The sequence below is a fragment of the Saccharothrix stipae genome (assembly GCF_054781895.1).
This window is the reverse complement of record NZ_BAAGTN010000005.1, coordinates 25,309-45,958: the sequence shown is the minus strand read 5'-3', so window position 1 is coordinate 45,958 and position 20,650 is coordinate 25,309. Positions and strand designations below refer to the sequence as shown.

Below are 20,650 nucleotides of genomic sequence, written 5' to 3'. Positions count from 1 at the left end.
GTGGGCCGAACGTTGAATTCAGGGGTCGTGAACGTAGGACTCTCGGCGCGTGAGCGTTGGACTCTCGCGGTGGTGGTGGGTCAGCTGAACGGGTAACTGTGAAGAAGGGTGGGCAACCGGCGGGGTGGGTTGGTCCGTCCTGTTCACATGAGAAGCCTTGGAACCGTTATCGGCGCGGGTGTGCTGCTGGTCGTGCTCGCCGCCTGCGCGACGTCCACGCCCGTCGGTCCGGGCGACGGTGGGCCGACGCTGACCACGTCGGCCTCGCCGACCACCTCACCCGGCGAAGAACCGGAGTTCGACAGCCCCGTGCCGGCCGGCGGCACGGAGGTGCCGAAGGACCGGATCGACGCGAGCGCCGTCCCCGACGGCAACCCGACCACCACCTGGACCGAGGGTGACGGCACCGTGCTCGGCGTCATCGCCCAGGAAGCCGGCTGCGGCAAGGCGAGCGTCGAGGTCGCGGAGCAGAACGCCCAGGTCGTGAAGGTGGTGCTGGTCGAGACCACGCCGCTCGACCAGCCGGTCTGCACGATGGACATCCGCTACCCGCCGCTGACCGCGAAGCTCGACGCGCCGCTCGGCGACCGCAAGGTCGTCCTGTCCACCCGGCAGGACCAGAAGTAGCAGGAACAGAAGTAGCGGCACCGGAAGCAGACCCTCCCTGGTGCCCGGTCGGCCTGCCCCCGGTCGGCCGGGCATCGCCCCTGCAACCTCACCGGCCCGAGTACCGTCCTCCAGCTATGAGGAACGTCAAGGTCGCCGCCGTCGTCGCCCTGTTCGCGCTCGCAGGATGCACCAACACCGCCAGCAACGGCCTGCACGACCAGTCGTCGAGCGCCCCTACGACGACGACAACAGCCTCATCCGCCGCCCCGACAACGTTGTCATCCCCCGGCGGCGCGCAACCGACCGCCCCACCGCCGCAGACCAGCGCCGCGCCGCTGGCGGGCGGGTCGACGGAGGTCCCGCCGGCCCAGATCGACAGCGGCACGCTCCCCGACACCTACACGCCGCAGGCGTGGACGTCCGCGGACGGCCGAACGGTGCAGGTCGTCGGCATGGCGGGAGGGTGCAAGACGGCGAGCGCCGAGGTCACCGCGCAGTCCGGCGACCAGGTGTCGATCACCCTCGTCACGACCTACTACCCGCCGCCCAGCGGCGTCGTCTGCACGCAGGAGCTGCGCTCGGTGCCGGTCAACGTCACCCTCGACGCGCCCCTCGGCACCCGCCGGATCGTCCTGGAGGTCCGCGAGGACACGGCGTGACCCGAAGACGGTGACGGTGGGCCGGCCGGGTGGACTGACCGGGTGAACACCTGAAAAACATTCGCGTAGTGGGTTCCGGGCACGAGCCCGGATCGCCACACTTCGGTGACGTGAGACGACTCCTCGGCATCGTGCTCGCGGTCGCGGGCGCCACCGCGTTGGCCGCACCGATCGCACCGGCATCCGCCGCACCGACCGCGTCCGCCGCCGACACCGGCGGGCAGTTCTCCGTGCTGACCTACAACGTCGCCGGGCTCCCCGAACCGCTGTCGTCGTCGGACCCGGCGAAGAACACCCCGGTCATCGGCGCCCGCATCCGCGACTACGCCGTGGTCAACGTCCAAGAGGACTTCAACTACCACGCCGCCCTCTACGCGGCCGACAACCACCCGCACCGCACCCCCACCAGCGGCGGGGTGCCGTTCGGCGACGGCCTCAACACCCTCTCGGCCTACCCGTACAGCGACTTCGCCCGGGTGAAGTGGAACCAGTGCAACGGCACCGACTGCCTGACGCCCAAGGGCTTCACGTTCGCCCGCATCCGCCTGGCCGAGGGCGTCTACGTGGACCTCTACAACGTCCACGCCAACGCCGGCAGCACGGACGCCGACCTGGCGGCCCGCCGCGCGAACATCACGCAGCTGTCGCAGTACGTCACCCGCACCTCCGCCGGCCAAGCGGTGATCATCATGGGCGACACGAACACCCGCTACACCCGCACCGGCGACAACATCCGCGACCTCGTCCGCGCCAACGGCCTCACCGACGCCTGGGTGGAGCTGATCCGGGGTGGCGCCGAACCCGCCGCCGGGGCACCGGCCCTGGTGTGCGACCCGCAGAACGTCACCAGTTCGTGTGAAGTCGTCGACAAGGTCTTCTACCGCGACAACGCCTTCATCGACCTCACCGCCACCACCTACCGCAACGACCACGCGGCCTTCCTCGACGCCGACGGCAAGCCGCTGTCCGACCACTACCCGCACGCGGTCGGCTTCGACTGGCGGCTCGCCGACCACCTGCGCATGAGCGACCAGGTCGGCGGCCCGCACGGCACCCCGTTCACCGACGTCGACGCCATCCGTCCCGGAACCGCCGTGCGCGAGGTGACCCTGAGCGGAGGCGCACGCCTCGACCGCGTCGGCATCACGCTCGCCGACGGCACCGCTCGAAGCCACGGTGGTACGGGCGGCACCCCGGCCTCGCTCACCCTCCAGCCCGGCGAGCACCTCACGGGAGCCACGCTCACCCAAGGTCAACGCGACGGCCGCACCCGGATCTTCTCCGTCCGCATCACCACCAACCTCGGCCGCACGATCTCGGCCGGCACTCCCACCGGCGACGCGGCCACCTTCACCGCACCCGCGGGCTGGCACATCGCGGGCTTCACCGGCCGTTCCGGCAGCGAGGTCGACAAGCTGGGCGTGATCTACACCCGCGGCTGACCGTCCTTGCGCGCCTCGACCAGGAACCGCTCCGAACTCGTCCGGAACGACCCCTCCTGCCCGATGTGCTCGTGCATCGCGACCAACCGGTCCCGGTACGCCTCGACGGTGAAGTCGGGCACCGTCCACAACACCTTGCGCAGGAAGTGCACGACCGCGCCGACGTCGAAGAACTCCACCCACAACGACTCCGACCGCAGGTCGACGACGGTCAGCCCGGCCGCCTCCAACCCGGCCACCGCGCGCTCGGTGCTGCGCCCGTCGCTCACCGGCTGCGGACCCATCATGAAGTCGGTCAGCTCCCGCAACGTGCCCATGCCGACCTGCTGCGACAGGTAGGTGCCACCCGGCCGCAGCACCCGGCCGACCTCGTCCCAGCGCGTGACGACCGGGTGCCTGCTCACCATCAGGTCGAACGACGCGTCCGGGAACGGCAGCGGCCCATCGTCCTCGGCCTGGACCACCGAGGCGCCCAGCGCGGCCAGGTTGCGGCGGGCCACCTCCAGGTTCGGCGGCCACGACTCGGTGGCCGCCAGCACTGGAGGTGCCTGCGGGATCGACGCCAGCACCTCACCACCGCCGGTCTGCACGTCGAGCGCCGCCTCGGCCCGGGACATGCGGTCGGCGAGGAGCTTCGAGTAACCCCACGACGGCCGCCCCTCCGTCGCCCGGCCCTCGAACCAGGAGAAGTCCCACCCCTCGACGGGAACGGACGCGCCCTCGGCCACCAGTTCATCGAACGTCATGCGCACCAAGGTCCTACAAGGCCCGCGCCGGACGCGAACGATTACTCGGTGGTCGAGAAGGCGGCCACCCCGTCCCACGCGAGCCACAGGTCGGCGTCGATCTGGTCTTCGTCGGCCACGATGGTGCCCGTCTCGGCGACGTAGAGCCCGAGGTTGCACCGATGGGCCGCCAGCATCTCCACCATCCAGCCGTGCAAGTCCTCGTCGTCGGCCACGGGCGCCCGCGCGACCTGTCGGAAGTACACCCCGCTCCCACTCGTCTCGATCAAGCTCAGTTGATGGAACCGCGACCCCATGTCGTCACTCCCCGCCTTGGGTTGTACACTCTCCGCACTCGGGACTACTATCTCGTACGTACAGGATGCCGACAAGTCCCGATCGGGTGATGATCGAGGAGAACGATGACCAGCCCACACCGCAGTGCCGCCCGCATCCAGATCGGCACCACGCTGCGCCGCATGCGCGAAGAGGCCGGCGTGCCCCGTGAGCGCGTGGGCGAGGTGCTGCGCTGCACCATGACCAAGATCAGCAACATCGAGAACGCGATCAGCGGCGTCAAGCAGGCCGAGCTGGAGAAGCTCCTCGACCTCTACGGAGCCGACGAAGCGACCCGCGAGGACCTGTTCGCGCTCAACTCCGAGGCCCACCGCCGCAGGCCCAAGAGCAAGATCGGCGGCCCGATCTCCCCGTGGCTGCGGCGCATCCTCGACGTGGAGGCCATCGCCACCGAAGCCCTGTACTCGTCGTTCGAGCTGATCCCGGCTGTGCTCCAGACCGAGTACTACGCGCGTGCGCTCATGACCGGGGTCGGCCTGGGCGGCGAGGTCCTGGAGAAGAACCTCCAACTGCGCCTGGAACGGCAGGCGTTGCTGACCGACCGCGAGCCGCCGTTGAAGCTGTGGGCGGTGATCTCGGAGCCCGCGTTCCGGGCCAACATCGGCGGCTCGGAGGTCATGCGCGACCAGCTCAAGCACGTGCTCGCCCTGACCGAGCTGGAGAACGTCGTGGTGCAGGTGATGCCCCAAGGAGCCGGGGCGCACGCGTTGACCGGTACTACGCTGACCTTGTTCCGGCTGCCCAACAACCTGCCGTCCCTGGTCAGCGTCGACACCCCGTTCGGAGACCACTTCGAGGACGGGGCCAACCACGTGGAGAAGACGAGCCGCTGGTTCGACCACGCCCGTGCGAAGGCGTTGGGAGTTGAGGAAAGCCGCGAACTCCTGACCCGGATCACGGAGGAGACCTGATGACCCTGAAGCCCGGCGAGTGGACGAAGTTCAGCGGCGGCGGCTCGAACTGCGTCGAGGTCATGCGCACGGCCGAGGAAGTGCTCGTCCGCAACAGCAACCGGCCTGAAGAAGCCCCACAGCGCTTCACCTTCAGCGAGTGGGACTTCTTCACGCGCGGCGCCAAGCTCGGCGTGTTCGACCTCTAGTGCCCGACCGCTAGTGCCCGACCTCCAGGGGAGAGCTACTTGCGGAACGAGATCTGGAGGGTCGGGGCGGAGGTCTCGGCGAAGAAGTCGTTGCCCTTGTCGTCCACCACGACGAACGCCGGGAAGTCCTCCACCTCGATCTTCCAGACCGCTTCCATGCCCAGCTCGGCGTACTCCAGCACGTCGACCTTGCGGATGCAGTCCTGGGCCAGCCGCGCGGCCGGACCGCCGATCGACCCGAGGTAGAACCCGCCGTGCGACGCGCACGCGGACGTCACCTGCTTGGACCGGTTGCCCTTGGCCAGCATCACCAACGACCCGCCGGCGGCCTGGAACTGCTCGACGTAGGAGTCCATCCGCCCGGCCGTGGTCGGCCCGAACGACCCGGAGGCGTACCCCTCGGGCGTCTTGGCCGGCCCGGCGTAGTACACCGGGTGGTCCTTCAGGTACTGCGGCATCGGCTCGCCCGCGTCCAGCCGCTCCTTGATCTTGGCGTGCGCGATGTCCCGCGCCACCACCAGCGGACCGGTCAACGACACCCGCGTCTTCACCGGCAACGCCGACAGCGTCGCGCGGATCTCCGCCATCGGCCGGGTCAGGTCGATCTTCACGACCTCGTCGGACAGGTCCTCGCCCGTCACGTCGGGCAGGAAGTGCGCCGGGTCGCGTTCCAGCTGTTCCAGGAAGATGCCCTCGGGGGTGATCTTCGCCTTGGCCTGCCGGTCCGCCGAGCACGACACCGCGATGCCGACGGGGCAGGACGCGCCGTGCCGGGGGAGTCGGATCACGCGCACGTCGTGGCAGAAGTACTTGCCGCCGAACTGCGCGCCGATGCCGAAGTTGCGGGTCAGCTCCAGCACCTGCTGCTCCAGGTCGACGTCCCGGAACGCGTGCCCGAGCGCCGAACCCTCGGTGGGCAGGCCGTCGAGGTAGCGGGCCGAGGCGAGCTTGGCGACCTTGAGGTTCTGCTCCGCCGACAGGCCGCCGACGACCACGGCGAGGTGGTACGGCGGGCACGCGGCCGTGCCGAGCGAGCGCAACTTCTCGTCCAGGAACTTGGCCAGCCGCGAGGGGTTCAGCAGCGCCTTGGTCTCCTGGTAGAGGAACGTCTTGTTGGCCGAGCCGCCGCCCTTGGCCATGAACAGGAACTCGTACTTCGGCTCCACGCCCGGCGCGGTGAACAGGTCGATCTGCGCGGGCAGGTTGGTGCCGGTGTTCTTCTCGTCCCAGAACGTCGTCGGCGCCATCTGCGAGTACCGGAGGTTCAACTCCTGGTAGGCCTCGAAGATGCCGCGCGACAGGGCCTCTTGGTCGGTGCCGCCGGTCAGCACGGACTCGGTGCGCTTGCCCATCACGATCGCGGTGCCGGTGTCCTGGCACATGGGCAGCACGCCGCCGGCGGAGATGCACGCGTTGCGCAGCAGGTCCATCGCGACGAACCGGTCGTTGCCGCTGGCCTCGGGGTCGTCCACGATCGCGCGCAGCTGGGCCAGGTGCGAGGGTCGCAGCAGGTGCTGGATGTCCCGGATGGCCTCCTTGGCCAGCAGCGTCAGCGCCGCGGGCTCGACCTGGAGGAACGTCCGGCCGGCCGCCTCGACGACCGACACACCGTCCGGCGTGACCAGCCGGTAGTCGGTGTGGTTGTCCTTGGCCAACGGCAGGACGTCGGTGTACTGGAACTGAGGTGCCAAGAGGTTCGGCGCAGTCACGTCGCGGGCTCCCTTGCGCGCTTCGGGTTCCGCCGAACTTATACCGATCCCGCCGCCGCGTCCCCGAGGCGTGATGTGATTCGCGTCGTGTTCGACAGCCTCACCAAGCGCCGGCTCCCCGAAGCCGAGCTCGACGCCCTGGTCCGCCGCGTGCTCGGGGTGCCCCTCGCCGCGCACGTCGAGCTGACCGAGGGCATGTTCAACACCGCCTACCGGCTCACCGCCGCGGACGGCCGCGAGGTCGTGCTGAAGGTCGCGCCGCCGCCTGACGTGCCGCTGCTGACCTACGAGCGGGACCTGATGCGCACGGAGGCGTTGGCGTTCGGGCTGATGGCGGCGCGTGGCCTGCCGGTGCCGGACGTGCTGCTGCACGAGGACGGCCTGCTGCTGATGACGGCGCTCAACGGCGAGTCGTGGAGGTCGGCGCGGCCCCGGCTGAGCGACGCCGAGCACGGCGCGCTGCGGCGTGAGCTCGGCGCGATCACCCGTGAGCTGCACACCATCCGGGGTGACGTGTTCGGCTACGCGCAGGGGCCGAACGCGGCGACGTGGCGCGAGGCGTTCACGGCGATGGTGGACGCGGTGCTGGCCGACGCGGACCGGTTCGGCGTGGAGCTGCCCGACGTGCGGCCCGCCGTGCAGGCCCGGGCGCACCTGTTGGACGAGGTCACCGAGCCGGTGCTGGTGCACTTCGACCTGTGGGAGGCGAACGTCTTCCTCGCCGGCGGCCGGGAGGAGGGCCTGCGGATCGAGGGGATCATCGACCCGGAACGGGCGGTGTTCGGCGACCCGCTGGCGGAGATCGCGACCGTGGCGTCCTTCACCGACCTGGACGACGACTTCAAGGCCGGTTACGGCATCTCGGGCTTCACCGAGGCCGAGGAGACCCGGATCGCGCTCTACAGCGCGTACCTGTGCATGGTGATGATCGTGGAGGGCGTGCCGCGCGGTTACCGCGGCGCGGAGCACGAAGGGCACGTGCGGTTCTTCCGCGGGAAGCTCGCCGAGTACCTGACGCTCTGAGCACCTGGACCTCTGAGCACCTGGAGCTTTGAGCACCTGGAGCTTTGAGCACCTGGAACTCTGCGGAAATGCGGAAGGCCGGGCCGGCCCCCGACCGCCCCGACCTTCCTCAGCATGCGACAACCTCCGCGAAATGGGGCGGAGGTGTCGCTTGGCTCGTGTATCGCACGACCGTGCCGTGACCAGCGTCACAAGTCAATACCGCGCGACGGTGACTCCCCGCTGAATCGCATCAGCCGCGGGAGACCGCGTCAGCTCGCGTAGGCCCGCAGCTTGGCCGCCCGCTCGCCCTGCCGCAGCTTCGACATGACCTCGCGCTCGATCTGCCGCACCCGCTCCCGCGACAGGCCGAACTGCTTGCCGATCTGGTCCAGCGTGCGCGGCTGGCCGTCCTCCAGGCCGTAGCGCAGCCGGATCACCGACTGCTCGCGCGGGTCCAACGTGGCCAGCACCCGGCGCAGGTCGTCCTGCAACAGGCCGGAGATGACCGCGCTCTCCGCGTCGGTGGCGTCGGAGTCCTCGATGAAGTCGCCCAGCGGGGCGTCCTCCTCGGTGCCGACCGGCATGTCCAGGCTCACCGGGTCGCGGGCGTGGTCGAGCAGGTCGACCACCTTCTCCGGCGACAGGCCCGACTCCTTGGCCAACTCCTCGTTGGTCGCCTCACGGCCCAACTGCTGGTGCAGGTCGCGCTTGATCCGGGCGAGCTTGTTGACCTGCTCCACGAGGTGGACGGGCAGTCGGATCGTGCGACCCTGATCCGCCATTCCCCTGGTGATCGCCTGGCGGATCCACCAGGTCGCGTAGGTCGAGAACTTGAAGCCCTTGGTGTAGTCGAACTTCTCCACCGCGCGGATCAAGCCCAGGTTCCCCTCCTGGATCAGATCGAGCAGCGGCATTCCGCGTCCGGTGTATCGCTTCGCCAGCGAAACGACCAAGCGCAGATTCGCTTCGAGAAGGTGGTTCTTTGCCACGTGACCATCGCGGATCAACGCGCGCAGTTCCCGCTGGCGCTCATCCGGCAGGTCCGGATGCGTCTCCAGCTTGTGCTGCGCGAAGACCCCCGCCTCGATCCGCTTGGCGAGTTCCACTTCGTCGGCCGCGGTCAGCAGCGCTGTCTTGCCGATCCCGTTCAGGTACACCCGAACCAGGTCTGCGGCCGGTCCCTGGGCGTCGAGGTCCAACTCGGCGCTCGTGCTGGTCGTCTCGTTCCCGACCTGACGGTCGAGGAGCTTCGGGACGGTCATGGAGCTCCCTCCCCCTTGTGTCGCGGGCTGGCAGTGCGGTCGTGTCGCGCACTCCGCGCTGCGTCGCGCGGCACACCTTTCGGTGTCTGACACTGGGGGAAACGCGAACCGGGTCGAAATGGTTCCCGCTTCCCACGACCTGAAGACGTCACTGCGGTCACAGCGGTTGCGCCGCGAATCCTGAGGATTGCCTGAGAAGGATCTAGAGTTCCACCAACACGGTGAACGGGCCGTCGTTCGCACTCCGCACGGACATCATCGCGCCGAACCGTCCGGTTTGTACCCGGGCGCCCTTGCGGCGCAGTTCCGACACGACCTCCTCGACCAACGGCTCGGCGTGCTCCGGCCGGGCGGCGGCGGTCCACGACGGCCGCCGACCCTTCCGCGTCTCGCCGTAGAGTGTGAATTGGCTCACAACGAGCAGGGGTGCGCCGGTCGTGGCGCACGACTCCTCGTCCCGCAGAACGCGCAGCTCGTGCAGCTTCCGGGCCATCACGTGCGCCTTGTCGGCGTCATCGTCGACGTGGACGCCCAGCAGCACCAGGAGGCCGGGTTCCGCGATCGCACCGACGACCTCGTCGTCCACGGTGACCGAGGCCTCCGTGACGCGCGCCACGACCGCTCTCACGCGGGCACCACCATGCCGTGGCGGACCAGCTCGCGGACCACCGGCAGGGCGGACGCGGCGAGCGCGTCGGCGTCCAGGTCGTGCGCGTAGGCGAGCAGCGTGACCAGGTCCGCCAGCGGCAACGCGCCCCGGAAGCCCGCCAGCAGCCTCGACGCGGTCTCGTCCAGCTCGTGCTGCCAGCCGGGGCCGTCGGTGCGGTGCAGGCGGCGCACGACCGACTCCCAGCCGTCCTCGGTCGGCGCGGAGACCTCCTCCAGCAGCACGGTCTCCGGCACGGTGAAGCGGGTGGCCAGCAGCGTGGCGTTGTCGGTGGCGCGCAGCCAGGCGACCCGGTCCAGCCAGGCGGCGGACTCCGGGCCCAGCGGGTCGTCGAAGGCGTGGCGGAGGTCTTCGCACACGACCTCGGCGTGCTCGGCGTCCGTCCGGCGCAGCGTGACGAAGCCGAACCCGATGCCCTCGACGTCGTTCTCGGCGAACCAGTCCAGCCAGGCCGACGCCTTGGCCCGGCCCTCGGCGCCGCGCGGGTCGACGCCCGCGTCACGCAGCCACGTGCCGACGTACAGGGCGGGATCGGCGACGTCGCGCTGCACGAACCAGGCGTCCACGCCGACGCGCGGCAACCAGGCCGAGACCCGGTCGGCCCAGTCCTCGCCCCTGCGGTGCAGCCAGGAGGCCAGCAGCTGGCCCACGCCGCCCTCGTTGAGGAAGGCCGGCATCTGGCGCACGACCAGGGCGCTCGCGTCGTCGCCGGCGAGGCCGGAGTCGCGGTAGGTGTAGTCGACCCGGGGCGGGCCCACCACGAACGGCGGGTTGCACACGACCTGGTCGAACCGCCGGCCGCGCAGGGGGCCGAACCACTCGCCCTGGCGCAGCTCGACGTCGACCTCGTTGATCCGGAACGTGCCCGCGGCCAGGGCCAACGCGCGTTCGGACAGGTCGGTGGCGGTGATGCGCCGCGCGTGGCGGCTCGCGTGCAGGGCTTGGACGCCGCAGCCGGTGCCGAGGTCGAGCAGCGTGTCGACCTGGCGGCGCGACGTGGCGCGGGCGAGGCTGATGGAGGCGTGGCCGACACCCAGCACGTGGTCGGCCGGGACGGGTCCGCCGCGCTGGTCGGCGTCCTGGTCGGCGATCACCCACCAGGAGCCCTCGTCGTCGCCGTAGGGGCGGATGTCGAGGCCTGCCCGCAGCCCGTCGCCGTCACCGCGCAACACCTCGGCCTTGACCGCGGTGTCCAGGTCGACGTCGGGCAGCGCCGCCCGGACGGCGGCCTCGGGCTCGGTGTCGCCGAGCAGGAACAGGCGGACCAGGGTGCCGAGCGCGCCCGCGTCCAGGGTGGCCCGGCGGGCGGCCTCGGGCTCGCCGCGGCCGAGGGCGGCGTGGGCCTGCGGCCCGAGCACGTCGACCACCCCGTCCGCGTCGTAGTCGGCGGCCCGGAACGCCTCGCGCAGCCGTGCGGTCAGGTCGGGAGAAAGATCGGGGAGCACGCGGTCATGGTCTCGCGCCCCGCCCGCACGCGCCTGAGCAGCCCCACCGGACGCGGTGAACCGGTCGCCGATGCGCCCCTCGCCGGCAGGTGGTCACGTCAGGCTCGCCACGAACGCGGCGAAGCTCCGCTCCGTCCGCGCTCGGTAGCCGATGAACAGGCGGTTGGCCAGCGGGACGGCCCAGCGGCCGCGGGTCGCGACGTTGCGCACCCGGTGCGTGAGCCGAGCGCCACCGCCCACCGCCTCCACCTCGTACTCGCCCCGGTACCACCACCCGCCCTGCACGGCGACCGCCCGCCGCGCGCGGTCCACCTCGATCCGCCCGCCGCCGGCCTCGGTGATCGCCTCGACCACCGAGGCCAGCACGGAGTCCGCCGACGCGGGCACGGTCGCGGTCAGCTCGATCATCGCCTTGGCCACGAATCCTCCTCGAACAGTGTTCGTTACTCGAACGATGTTCCTTACGAACAGTGTTCGCGTCAAGTACGGTGTTCGCATGAGCTCGGAGGACCCGCCGTGGCGCACGCCGCCCGCCAAGCCGGTCGTCAAGCCGCGCCTGTCCCGCGAGCTGATCGTCCGGACCGGCCTGGACGTCCTGCTCCGGGAAGGCCTCGACGCGGTGAGCACGCGACGGGTCGCCCAAGCCCTCGGCACGGGGCCGGCCTCGCTCTACGCGCACGTCGCCACCAAGGACGAGCTGGTCGAGCTGATGCTCGACCGGGTCCTGGAGGAGGTGCCGCTGCCCGTGCCCGACCCCGACCGCTGGCAGGACCAGGTCAGGGAACTGCTGCGCGCCCAGGTCGCCGCCATGCAGGCCTACCCGGGCATCGCCAGGGTCGCCTGGCAGGTCATGATCCCGATCGGCCCGAACGCCCTGCGGCACGGTGAGGCGCTGCTCAGCCTCCTGCGCGCGGGCGGTCTGTCGCTCACCCACGCCGCCTACGCCGCCGACGCGCTCAGCCTCTACACCAAGGCGTTCGCCTACGAGGGCAGCGCCTGGCGCACCGTCGACCAGACCGAGGTGGCGGCGCGCGGCAGGCAGATGGGGGAGTACCTGGCCTCGATGCCACCGGACGCGTTCGCGAACATGACGGCCACCGGCCACCTGTTCACCGCCGAGACCGCCGCCGAGCGGTTCGACTTCGGACTGGACCTGCTGCTGGGCGGGCTCACCCGCCGGACGGGTTGATCGCCAACGCGATCGCCATCGCCAGCCGCTGCTCCGGGTCGCCCAACGGCAACGACGTCACCGCGGCCATCCGCTGCATCCGGTACCGCAACGTGTTCGGGTGCACCGACAGCGCCCGTGCGGCCTCCCGCGCGTCGCCCTGGGCCGCCAACCACGCCCGCAACGTCATCGCGTACTGCGTCCCGTGCTCGACGTCGTGCCGCACCAGGTCCGCCACCGGTCCCCGCGACGGCAACCGCCCCGCTTCCGCCACCCCGGCCAACCGGCGCAGCAGCACCCGCGCCCACGCCTGGTCGTACACCACGGGCTCGCCGTCCGACAGCGCCAGGCACTCGTCGGCCTCGCTGCGGGACGCGGACAGCGACGCGGCGTCCGCCCGACCACCGACCCCGGCCGGCACGACGGCCTCCGACGGCAGCTCACGCGCCAGCGCCCGCACCCACTCCACCGCCGCGGCCGGGTCCTCGCCGCACGGCAGCACGGTGTAGATCACGTTCCCGAACAACGCCGAGCGGCCCGGCCGCGACCAGCCGAAGCCCGCCGTCGCGCGGGAGAACGCGAGCAGCGCGGCCCCGTGCTCGCCCTCACCCGCGTGCGCCTGCACCGCGATCACCCGCAGGTCGGTCGACGGCAGGCCGAGCCTGGCCAGGTTCGCCGGCAGCCCGGACTCCAGCGCCTCGATCACCAGGTCCGCCTCGGCCTGGCGCTCCAGGTCGGCCGACGCCCGCGCCCGCAACAGGTGCAGCGCCGCCGTCCGCGCACCGTCCACCAGGGCGGCCTCGCGCACCGCGTCGACCGGGTCGTCCACCTCGACCCACACCGACCCGAGCAGCTCCCGCCCGGCCCGCACCGCCGCCACCAGCCGCCCGCCGAGCTGGTCGGTCAGCTTCGGCACGAACAGCGGCTCGTCCGACCGCGCCAGGTGGGTGAACACGCCGTAGTCGTCCAGCGCCCGCCAGGCCTCCTCCGGCACCCGCCGGCCCAGGATGGTCTGCACCCGCACCGGGTCGACGCCCTGCTGCCGGTAGGAGTAGGCGAGCACGCGCGACTGCTGGTCCTCGATCGTCACCGGCCCGCCGACCACCGCCGCGATCGCGTCCGCCACCGCGAACAGGTCACCCGACCCCTGCCCGCCGAGCACCAGGGTCTGCGCGACGTTCGCCAACTGCCCCCACGGCACCGAGGGATCCACCAGCAGCACCGCCGCCCCGGACCGCTTCGCCGCCGCGTGCACCCGTTCGTCCAACGGCGGCGACCCGTGCAGCACGACCGCCGCCGCGGCGGTCGAACCGACCAACCGCGCCGCCGCCGCCGGTGACGGCACGCCCAACCCGAGCAGCACGTCGTCCGGTGCGGCGGTCGTGTGCTCCGCCGGATCGTTCAGCGCCACACCGCGCAGTTCGACGTCCCGACCCCTCGGCGCGCAGCTCAGGTGCGTGCCGAGGCTGCCGAGCACGTCCACGAGCCGATCAAGGGCCACCACAGCCGGATCCTACGGTCGCCGCCGCCCGGGCGCGGCGGATGTGAATTGACGAACCGGAAGTGCCGTTTCGGGTCACGCGGTGGGACTATGAAGGCATGGTCAGTCCCGAGCGCGACGGCACACCGGTGCTCATCACCGAGGCGGCTCTCTCGTACGAGGAGCAGCACGCCGCGCGCAAGCGCAAGTACGCGATCATGATGGGCGCGCGCATCCCGTGCCTCATCCTGGCGATGGTCTTCTACCAGACCTGGTGGCTGGCCCTGGCGCTGATCGTGCTGTCCGTGCCGCTGCCGTGGATGGCCGTGCTGATCGCGAACGACCGGCCGCCCCGCAAGGCGGAGAAGCCCAGCCGCATGGTCAAGGAGCACCGCGCCATCGAGGCGCGCGCGCATCACGTCATCGAGGGCTGACCCCGCCGCGACGGCTGGGCGCCCACGACCGACACCGCCCGCGCCGCCGCGCGCACACCGCCGAGCAGCGCGTCCCGCCGCGACGCCCCGGACAGCCACGCCGCCAGCAACCCGGCGTCGAACGCGTCACCCGCACCGGTCGAGTCCACGCACTCGACGTCCTCGGCGGGCACCGACACCACACCCTCCCGGTCGACCCAGCTCACGCCGGCCGCGCCCGAGGTCAACGCCACCGCGCCCACCACGTCCAGCAGCACGGCGGCCGACGCGGGCGCCGCGGACCCGGTGAGCGCCACCAGCTCCTCGGCGTTGGGCAGCAGCACGTCGACCCCGCGCACGTCGTCCAGGAACCCGTCGTAGATCAACGCCGACGACTGCGGGTCGACCGACGTGGTCAGGCCCGCCTCACGGGCCGCGCGCAGCACCGCCAACCCGGCCGGCCGCGACGACGGGTCCAGCAGCACGTACCCGGACAGGTGCAGGTGCGAGGCGTCGCGCAGCAACCCCTGGTCCAGGTCGCCGGGGGAGAACCGGGCGTTCGCGCCCCGGTCGGGCAACATGCTGCGCTGACCGGTCTCGTCCACCAGCACCACCACGCAGCACGTCGCCGCCCCGGTGTCCACGGCGAACGCGCACCGCACCCCGGCCGACGTCAGCTCGGCGTGCACCTGCCGTCCCGCCGAGTCCGCGCCGACCCGTGCCACCAGCACCGGCGACGCGCCGCACGCGGCCAGCCACGCCGCCGTGTTGGCGCCCGCGCCACCGGGCTCGATGGTCACCGCCGCGCGCGAGTCGCCGCCGTGCACGATCGGTCCGGCGTGCCGGGCCACCACGTCCAGCCCGGCGTCGCCGACGACCACGACGCCGGTGCCGCGCCCCACCGGTGCCATCGCGAGCTCGGTCACGCCGCCAGCTCCACGGCCACCGCCGCCGCCAGTGAGGCGTTCGACACGACCAGCGCCTCGTTCGCGTCCAGGCTCACCCCGCCGCTGGCGGTGTGGAAGTGCTCCAGCAGCACGGGCGTGACCTCCTTGCCGTGCACGCCCCGTTCGCGCAGCAGGTCCAGGCCCTCCGACAGCAGCCGATCGTGCAGGTCGGCGTCCATCTCGAAGTCGACCGGGATCGGGTTGGCCAGCAGCACGCCCGCCGAGCCGGGCACCCCGCGGTGCGCCGCCACCACGGCCGCGGCCTCGGCGGCCGAATCGACCCGCCACGGCACGCCGAACTCCGACTCGCGCCGGTAGAACGCGGGGAAGCGGTCCGTGCCGAAGCCGAGCACCGGCACCGAACGGGTCTCCAGCAGCTCCAGCGTCGCGCCCATGTCGAGGATCGACTTCACCCCCGAGCACACCACCAGCACCGGCGTGGTGGCCAGCACGTCCAGGTCGGCGGACACGTCCCAGGTCTCCCGCGCGCCCCGGTGCACACCGCCCAGGCCACCGGTGGCGAACACGCCGATCCCCGCCGCGTGCGCCAGGGCGGCCGTGCTGGCGACGGTCGTCGCGCCGTCGCGCCCGAGCGCGTACGCCGCGCCCAGGTCCCGCCGCGACAGCTTCACCAGGTCGTTGGCCGGGTCGCAGACGTAGTCGAGCTCGGCGGGGGTCAACCCGATCTTGGGCACGCCGCCGAGCACGGCGATCGTGGCCGGCACCGCGCCCGCGGCGCGCACCACGCCTTCGAGCCGTTCGGCGACCTCGCGGTTGCGGCCGGGCGGTAGCCCGTGGGACAGGATCGTGCTCTCCAACGCGACCACCGGCCGGTTCTCGGCCAGGGCGGATCGGACCTCTTCGGTGACGCTCGGCGTGCTCACGAGGGGCCATCATCCCAGGTACGCTGTCCGCGTGAGCACGCAGACTCTGCCCGAGGTGGAGACCCGGCCGGAAGGCACGGACCACACCGGGGACGACACCCCGAAGATGTTCCACTACGTGCGCAAGGCCAAGATCGCGGAGAGCGCGGTGATGGGCACGCACGTGGTGGCGCTGTGCGGTGAGGTGTTCCCGGTGACGAAGTCGCCCAAGCCGGGCTCCCCCGTCTGTCCGGACTGCAAGAAGATCTACGAAGGCCTGCCCAAGGGCGGCGGCGGCGAGTAGACCGCTCCCGCGCCGGTAGGTCCGGCGCTAGGAAGGCCCCGGCACCGACCCGCCGGGGCCGGACCCGTGCCCGCTCACCCGCGGGTCGCGCTTCGTTCGACGTTCCACCGGCAGCGGCACCGTGTGGTTGGTGTCCGCGGGTGACGGCGCGGTGTGGTTCGTGTCCGCGGTGCGCTCCGCAGTGTGGTTCCGGTCCGCCGGCACGATGCCCTCCGCGGGCGGCGGTTCCTGGTCCGGCCACGCCGGCTTGTCCTCGTCCGACCTGATCCGCTCCGCGGCGCGCTCGATCTCCAGCCGCTGCCACCGCCGCCGCTGCCGACGCGTCATCTTCGCCGGCCACATCTCCTGCAACGCGCTGTTGAAGTAGGCACCCAGCGTGATCGCCAACCCGATCAGGTAGGCGAACAGCAGGAACGCGATCGGCGTCGCCAACGCCCCGTAGGTGTACCCGGTGGTCGTGATCCACTGGATGTACAGGCGCAGCCCGATGGACGACAGCAGGAACACCGCCATCGCCAGCACGGCGCCCGGCACCAGCCGGTGCCACGGCAGCTTGTTCGGCAGCGACAGCTTGTACAGCGTGGTCAACGCCACCACCAGCAACACGCCGATGCCCGGGTAGTAGAACGCGTTGAGCCAGAACCCGATCGTCGGCTGCCACGACGTCGGGAAGATCTGCGTCAGCAGCTCCGGCCCCAGCGCCAGCACCGGCAGGCCGACGATCAGCAGCACCAGGCTCGCCATGTAGAGCAGCAGCGCGAAGATCCGCTGCCACACCTCGTTGCGCACCCCGTACTGGTCGTGCGCCGCGGTGATCGCGTCCACGAACGACGACATCGCCGACGACCCGGCCCACAGCGAGATCAGGAACCCGACCGAGACGATCTCGCCCTTGCCGGTGGTCAGGATCTGGTCGACGGTGGGCACGATCACGTCGTTGACCACGTCCTGGCTGAAGATCGTGCGGCAGGTCGAGATGATCCGGTCCTTGACCGCGCTCACGACCTCCGGCCCGAACCAGTCACCGAGGTAGCCGAGGCTGCCCAGCAACCCCAGCAGCAGCGGGGGGAACGACAGGATCTGCCAGAACGCCGCCTCGGCCGCCTCGGAGAAGATGCTGCCTTCCCAGGCCTTGGACAACGTGCGCGCCAAGAGGCGCAGGGGTCCCTTGCGACCCGCGCTGCGTGCTGTGTCGTCCCTCGGCGAACCCATCGCAACATCAAGCATGGTGCATGACGGGTGATTTCGCGGCATCGGAGACCGTGCGCCGCGGGCGCAGCGGGTAGGCTGTCGATGCCCTCGACGGTCACCCGCACCGAGGGCATTTGCGTGTCCGCCACCGCGACACCACCGCCGCACCTCCGCGGCACCGCCGCTGATCAGCGCAGAAGGGGTTCGAGGTTGTCGCAACCGCAAGTCGCCACGACCCGTCCCCTCCGCGCCTGGCAGCGCCGCGCGCTGACGAAGTACCTGGCGGCGAAACCCAAGGACTTCCTGGCCGTGGCCACGCCCGGCGCGGGCAAGACGACGTTCGGCCTGCGCGTCGCGGCCGAGCTGCTGGCCGACCGCACGATCGAGGCCGTCACGATCGTCACCCCCACCGAGCACCTCAAGCACCAGTGGGCCCGGGCGGCGGCCGAGGCGGGCATCGCGATCGACTCGAACTTCCGCAACACCATGGCGGTGACCTCCCGCGACTACCACGGCGTCGCGCTCACGTACGCCCAGGTCGCCGCGCACCCGATGCTGCACCGGGTGCGCACCGAGAACCGCAAGACGCTGGTGCTGCTCGACGAGATCCACCACGGCGGCGACGCGAAGTCGTGGGGTGACGCGATCCGCGAGGCGTTCACGCCCGCCGTGCGGCGGCTGTGCCTGACCGGCACGCCGTTCCGCTCGGACGACTCGCCGATCCCGTTCGTCAGCTACGAGCCGGGGCCCGACGGCGTGCAGCGCAGCCGGTCGGACCACTCCTACGGCTACGCCGACGCGTTGCGCGACGGCGTGGTCCGGCCGGTGATCTTCCTGGCGTACTCGGGCGAGGCGCAGTGGCGCACGAGCGCGGGTGAGGAGTTCTCCGCCCGGCTGGGCGAGCCGCTGACCCAGGAGCAGACCGCGCGGGCGTGGCGGGTGGCGCTGGACCCGACCGGCGAGTGGATGCCGTCGGTGCTCAAGGCCGCCGACATGCGCCTGACGCAGCTGCGCCAGGGCGGCATGCCGGACGCGGGCGGCCTGGTGATCGCCACCGACCAGACCGTGGCCAAGGCCTACGCCGAGATCCTCAAGCGCCACACCGGCCACGACGCGACCCTCGTGCTGTCCGACGACCCGAAGGCCTCCGGCCGCATCGCCGAGTTCGCCGCCTCGACCGACCGCTGGCTGATCGCGGTCCGGATGGTGTCGGAGGGCGTCGACGTGCCGCGGCTGGCCGTCGGCGTGTACGCCACCAGCGCCTCGACCCCCCTGTTCTTCGCCCAGGCCGTCGGCCGGTTCGTGCGGGCCCGCGCCAAGGGCGAGACGGCCAGCGTGTTCCTGCCCAGCGTGCCGGTGCTGCTCGGGTTGGCCAGCGAGCTGGAGCAGCAGCGCGACCACGTGCTGGGCAAGCCGCACCGGGAGAAGGACGGCTGGGACGACGAGCTGCTGGCCCAGGCCAACCAGGTCGCCGACGAGCCGGGCGAGGAGGAGAAGGCGTTCACCGCGCTGGGCGCCTCCGCCGAGCTCGACCAGGTGATCTACGACGGCTCGTCGTTCGGCACGGCCGCGTTCGCGGGCAGCGACGAGGAGCAGGAGTACCTGGGCCTGCCCGGCCTGCTCGAACCGGACCAGGTGCGCGCGCTGCTGCGGCAGCGGCAGGAGAAGCAGCTGGTCGAGGCCAGCAAGCGCCCGGTCGCCGCACCCCCGCCACCGGCGCCGACGCGCTCGGCGAGCGTGCAGGAACGGCTCGCGCAGCTGCGCAAGGAGCTCAACACGCTGGTGGCCATGCACCACCACCGCACCAAGAAGCCGCACGGCAAGATCCACAACCAGTTGCGCGAGTACTGCGGCGGCCCGCCGACCGCGATGGCCAGCATCGAGCAGCTGGAGGAGCGGATCGCTACGCTCCGTTCGTGGTGACCTTTGTTGTGACCTGAGGTGACTGACTACTGCATTAGGAGTAGTCAGATGTCTGTTCGGTTACCTCGTCGTTAGCGCATCGTGCCTACTTTACCGGTCAAGTGTGCTTCCGGTCACCGCCTGTCCCGGCATACGTTGTGCGCCACAACATTTACGCACCTGCGTGAAAGGGATGGCGAATGCGCAGCAAGAGCCTCGCTCTCATCGCCCTTGGCACCGGCCTCGCCGTGGCCATGACGGCATGTGGCGCGAACACGTCCGGCGGCAACACACCCGCCTCGGACACCAACACGAACAGCGGCTCGGGCGGCGCGAAGGTCGGCGTCATCCTCCCCGAGACCGCCAGCTCCGCGCGCTGGGAGGGCTTCGACAAGCCGCTCCTGAAGAAGGCGCTCGAAGCCGAGGGCCTCCAGGCCGACATCCAGAACGCCCAGGGCGACGTGCAGAAGTTCTCCACGCTCGCCGACGGCATGATCAACGCCGGGGTCAAGGTGCTGATCATCGCCACCCCGAACAGCGAGATCGGCGCGACGGTCGCGAAGAAGGCCGAGGCGCAGGGCATCCCGGTCATCGACTACGACCGGCTGAACCTGGGCGGCAGCTCGAAGTACTACGTCTCGTTCGACAACGAGAAGGTCGGCGAGCTCCAGGGGCAGGGCCTCGTCGAGGGCCTCGCCGCGCTGGCGCCGGGCAAGAAGCCGGCCGAGGTCATCGAGATCGAGGGCGCGCCGACGGACAACAACGCGACGCTGTTCTACAACGGCCAGCAGAAGGTCCTCAAGCCCAAGTACGAGGCCGGCGACCTGAAGCTCGTCCAGTCCAAGCCGATCGACAAGTGGGACAACCAGGTCGGCGGCACCACGTTCGAGCAGATCCTGACCGGCAACGGCCAGAAGGTGGACGGCGTCGTCGCCGCCAACGACGGCCTCGCGGGCGCGATCATCACCGTGCTGAAGAAGTACGGCCTGAACGCGAAGGTCCCGGTCACGGGCCAGGACGCCACCCCGGAGGGCCTGCAGGCCATCCTGCGCGGCGACCAGTTCATGACCGTGTTCAAGCCGATCAACGAGGAGGCCGAGGCCACCGCCAAGCTGGCCGCCGCGCTGGCCAAGAACGACACCGCCGCCGCGGACAAGATCGCCACCGCGTCGGTCAACGACCCCACTGGCAAGCGTGACGTCAAGTCCGTGCTGCTCACGCCCCAGCTGATCACCAAGGACAAGGTCAAGGTCGTCATCGACGCCGGCTTCGTCAAGGCGTCGGAGGTCTGCGTCGCCGACCTGGCCGCCGTCTGCACCGAGCTCGGCATCAAGTAGGTCAAGGCTCGCGCCGGGGCGGGGTGTGGGAGACGCACCCCGCTCCGGCGCGCCCACCGTTGCGTG

22 protein-coding genes are annotated in these 20,650 nt (G+C 71.1%); 11 read left to right on the top strand and 11 right to left on the bottom strand.

What is annotated here, in order from left to right; genetic code table 11:
- The first annotated feature begins 147 nt into the window (after positions 1–147).
- The 3 genes from ACYVLT_RS08990 to ACYVLT_RS08980 all read left to right on the top strand — a co-directional run bounded on the left by ACYVLT_RS08990 (position 148) and on the right by ACYVLT_RS08980 (position 2,710).
- Positions 148–627 (top strand): hypothetical protein, encoded by a 480-nt coding sequence (locus ACYVLT_RS08990; RefSeq protein ID WP_461119668.1) that lies wholly within the window; start codon positions 148–150, stop codon positions 625–627.
- 116 nt (positions 628–743) lie between these two features.
- Positions 744–1,268: a hypothetical protein gene (locus ACYVLT_RS08985; RefSeq protein ID WP_461119667.1), complete on the top strand. Its 525-nt coding sequence runs from the start codon at positions 744–746 to the stop codon at positions 1,266–1,268.
- Between the two features lie 110 nt (positions 1,269–1,378).
- Positions 1,379–2,710: a jacalin-like lectin gene (locus tag ACYVLT_RS08980; protein WP_461119666.1), complete on the top strand. Its 1,332-nt coding sequence runs from the start codon at positions 1,379–1,381 to the stop codon at positions 2,708–2,710.
- Here ACYVLT_RS08980 and ACYVLT_RS08975 read toward each other — a convergent pair.
- Both ACYVLT_RS08975 and ACYVLT_RS08970 read right to left on the bottom strand, forming a co-directional pair.
- A complete protein-coding gene (locus ACYVLT_RS08975; protein ID WP_461119665.1) occupies positions 2,695–3,456 on the bottom strand; it encodes a class I SAM-dependent methyltransferase in 762 nt (253 codons plus the stop codon). The two genes, ACYVLT_RS08980 and ACYVLT_RS08975, sit on opposite strands and share 16 nt — an antisense overlap.
- A gap of 41 nt (positions 3,457–3,497) precedes the next feature.
- Complete coding sequence (locus ACYVLT_RS08970) at positions 3,498–3,725, bottom strand: hypothetical protein (protein ID WP_461119664.1); 228 nt, start codon at positions 3,723–3,725, stop codon at positions 3,498–3,500.
- A 132-nt stretch (positions 3,726–3,857) separates the two neighbouring features.
- Here ACYVLT_RS08970 and ACYVLT_RS08965 point away from each other — a divergent pair, with 132 nt between their 5' ends.
- A complete protein-coding gene (locus ACYVLT_RS08965; protein ID WP_461119663.1) occupies positions 3,858–4,703 on the top strand; it encodes a helix-turn-helix domain-containing protein in 846 nt (281 codons plus the stop codon).
- On the top strand, positions 4,703–4,891 hold the full coding sequence (locus tag ACYVLT_RS08960) for a DUF397 domain-containing protein (protein WP_461119662.1): 189 nt from the start codon (positions 4,703–4,705) through the stop codon (positions 4,889–4,891). The genes ACYVLT_RS08965 and ACYVLT_RS08960 overlap by 1 nt, the downstream gene beginning before the upstream one ends.
- Positions 4,892–4,926: 35 nt before the next feature.
- Here ACYVLT_RS08960 and ACYVLT_RS08955 read toward each other — a convergent pair whose 3' ends face one another.
- Positions 4,927–6,582: a fumarate hydratase gene (locus tag ACYVLT_RS08955; RefSeq protein WP_461120152.1), complete on the bottom strand. Its 1,656-nt coding sequence runs from the start codon at positions 6,580–6,582 to the stop codon at positions 4,927–4,929.
- Between the two features lie 105 nt (positions 6,583–6,687).
- Here ACYVLT_RS08955 and ACYVLT_RS08950 point away from each other — a divergent pair, with 105 nt between their 5' ends.
- The gene (locus ACYVLT_RS08950; protein ID WP_461119661.1) at positions 6,688–7,623 is read left to right on the top strand and encodes a phosphotransferase family protein; all 936 of its coding nucleotides are present in this window, start codon (positions 6,688–6,690) and stop codon (positions 7,621–7,623) included.
- A 251-nt stretch (positions 7,624–7,874) separates the two neighbouring features.
- Here the strand turns inward: ACYVLT_RS08950 and ACYVLT_RS08945 are convergent, their stop codons facing one another.
- The 4 genes from ACYVLT_RS08945 to ACYVLT_RS08930 all read right to left on the bottom strand — a co-directional run bounded on the left by ACYVLT_RS08945 (position 7,875) and on the right by ACYVLT_RS08930 (position 11,399).
- Positions 7,875–8,867, bottom strand: a complete 993-nt coding sequence (locus tag ACYVLT_RS08945; protein ID WP_461119660.1) for a sigma-70 family RNA polymerase sigma factor — start codon at positions 8,865–8,867, stop codon at positions 7,875–7,877.
- 202 nt (positions 8,868–9,069) lie between these two features.
- On the bottom strand, positions 9,070–9,495 hold the full coding sequence (dtd, locus tag ACYVLT_RS08940; protein WP_461119659.1) for a D-aminoacyl-tRNA deacylase: 426 nt from the start codon (positions 9,493–9,495) through the stop codon (positions 9,070–9,072).
- Entirely contained in the window at positions 9,492–10,979 is a 1,488-nt protein-coding gene (locus ACYVLT_RS08935; protein ID WP_461119658.1) for a DUF7782 domain-containing protein, read from the bottom strand. Before ACYVLT_RS08935 ends, dtd begins: the two co-directional genes overlap by 4 nt.
- A 93-nt stretch (positions 10,980–11,072) precedes the next feature.
- Complete coding sequence (locus tag ACYVLT_RS08930; RefSeq protein ID WP_461119657.1) at positions 11,073–11,399, bottom strand: hypothetical protein; 327 nt, start codon at positions 11,397–11,399, stop codon at positions 11,073–11,075.
- Positions 11,400–11,475: 76 nt separating this feature from the next.
- Here ACYVLT_RS08930 and ACYVLT_RS08925 point away from each other — a divergent pair, with 76 nt between their 5' ends.
- Positions 11,476–12,168 (top strand): TetR/AcrR family transcriptional regulator, encoded by a 693-nt coding sequence (locus ACYVLT_RS08925; RefSeq protein WP_461119656.1) that lies wholly within the window; start codon positions 11,476–11,478, stop codon positions 12,166–12,168.
- On the opposite strand, the gene ACYVLT_RS08920 is transcribed toward ACYVLT_RS08925, so the two are convergent.
- On the bottom strand, positions 12,149–13,651 hold the full coding sequence (locus tag ACYVLT_RS08920; RefSeq protein ID WP_461119655.1) for a PucR family transcriptional regulator: 1,503 nt from the start codon (positions 13,649–13,651) through the stop codon (positions 12,149–12,151). The two genes, ACYVLT_RS08925 and ACYVLT_RS08920, sit on opposite strands and share 20 nt — an antisense overlap.
- A 95-nt stretch (positions 13,652–13,746) precedes the next feature.
- Between ACYVLT_RS08920 and ACYVLT_RS08915 the strand changes: the two genes are divergently transcribed.
- Positions 13,747–14,061, top strand: a complete 315-nt coding sequence (locus ACYVLT_RS08915) for a DUF3099 domain-containing protein (protein WP_461119654.1) — start codon at positions 13,747–13,749, stop codon at positions 14,059–14,061.
- On the opposite strand, the gene ACYVLT_RS08910 is transcribed toward ACYVLT_RS08915, so the two are convergent.
- On the bottom strand, positions 14,043–14,951 hold the full coding sequence (locus tag ACYVLT_RS08910) for a carbohydrate kinase family protein (RefSeq protein WP_461120151.1): 909 nt from the start codon (positions 14,949–14,951) through the stop codon (positions 14,043–14,045). The genes ACYVLT_RS08915 and ACYVLT_RS08910 overlap by 19 nt on opposite strands.
- An 11-nt stretch (positions 14,952–14,962) precedes the next feature.
- Positions 14,963–15,871, bottom strand: a complete 909-nt coding sequence (locus tag ACYVLT_RS08905) for a pseudouridine-5'-phosphate glycosidase (RefSeq protein WP_461119653.1) — start codon at positions 15,869–15,871, stop codon at positions 14,963–14,965.
- A 31-nt stretch (positions 15,872–15,902) separates the two neighbouring features.
- Here ACYVLT_RS08905 and ACYVLT_RS08900 point away from each other — a divergent pair, with 31 nt between their 5' ends.
- Positions 15,903–16,154 carry a DUF3039 domain-containing protein gene (locus ACYVLT_RS08900; protein ID WP_461119652.1) on the top strand — a complete coding sequence of 84 codons (252 nt, stop codon included), beginning with the start codon at positions 15,903–15,905 and terminating at the stop codon, positions 16,152–16,154.
- A gap of 27 nt (positions 16,155–16,181) precedes the next feature.
- Here the strand turns inward: ACYVLT_RS08900 and ACYVLT_RS08895 are convergent, their stop codons facing one another.
- Positions 16,182–17,381, bottom strand: a complete 1,200-nt coding sequence (locus ACYVLT_RS08895; protein ID WP_461119651.1) for a YihY/virulence factor BrkB family protein — start codon at positions 17,379–17,381, stop codon at positions 16,182–16,184.
- A 174-nt stretch (positions 17,382–17,555) separates the two neighbouring features.
- Here ACYVLT_RS08895 and ACYVLT_RS08890 point away from each other — a divergent pair, with 174 nt between their 5' ends.
- Positions 17,556–19,268, top strand: a complete 1,713-nt coding sequence (locus ACYVLT_RS08890; protein ID WP_461119650.1) for a DEAD/DEAH box helicase — start codon at positions 17,556–17,558, stop codon at positions 19,266–19,268.
- Positions 19,269–19,447: 179 nt separating this feature from the next.
- Positions 19,448–20,584: a sugar ABC transporter substrate-binding protein gene (locus ACYVLT_RS08885; RefSeq protein ID WP_461119649.1), complete on the top strand. Its 1,137-nt coding sequence runs from the start codon at positions 19,448–19,450 to the stop codon at positions 20,582–20,584.
- Positions 20,585–20,650: the final 66 nt, after the last annotated feature.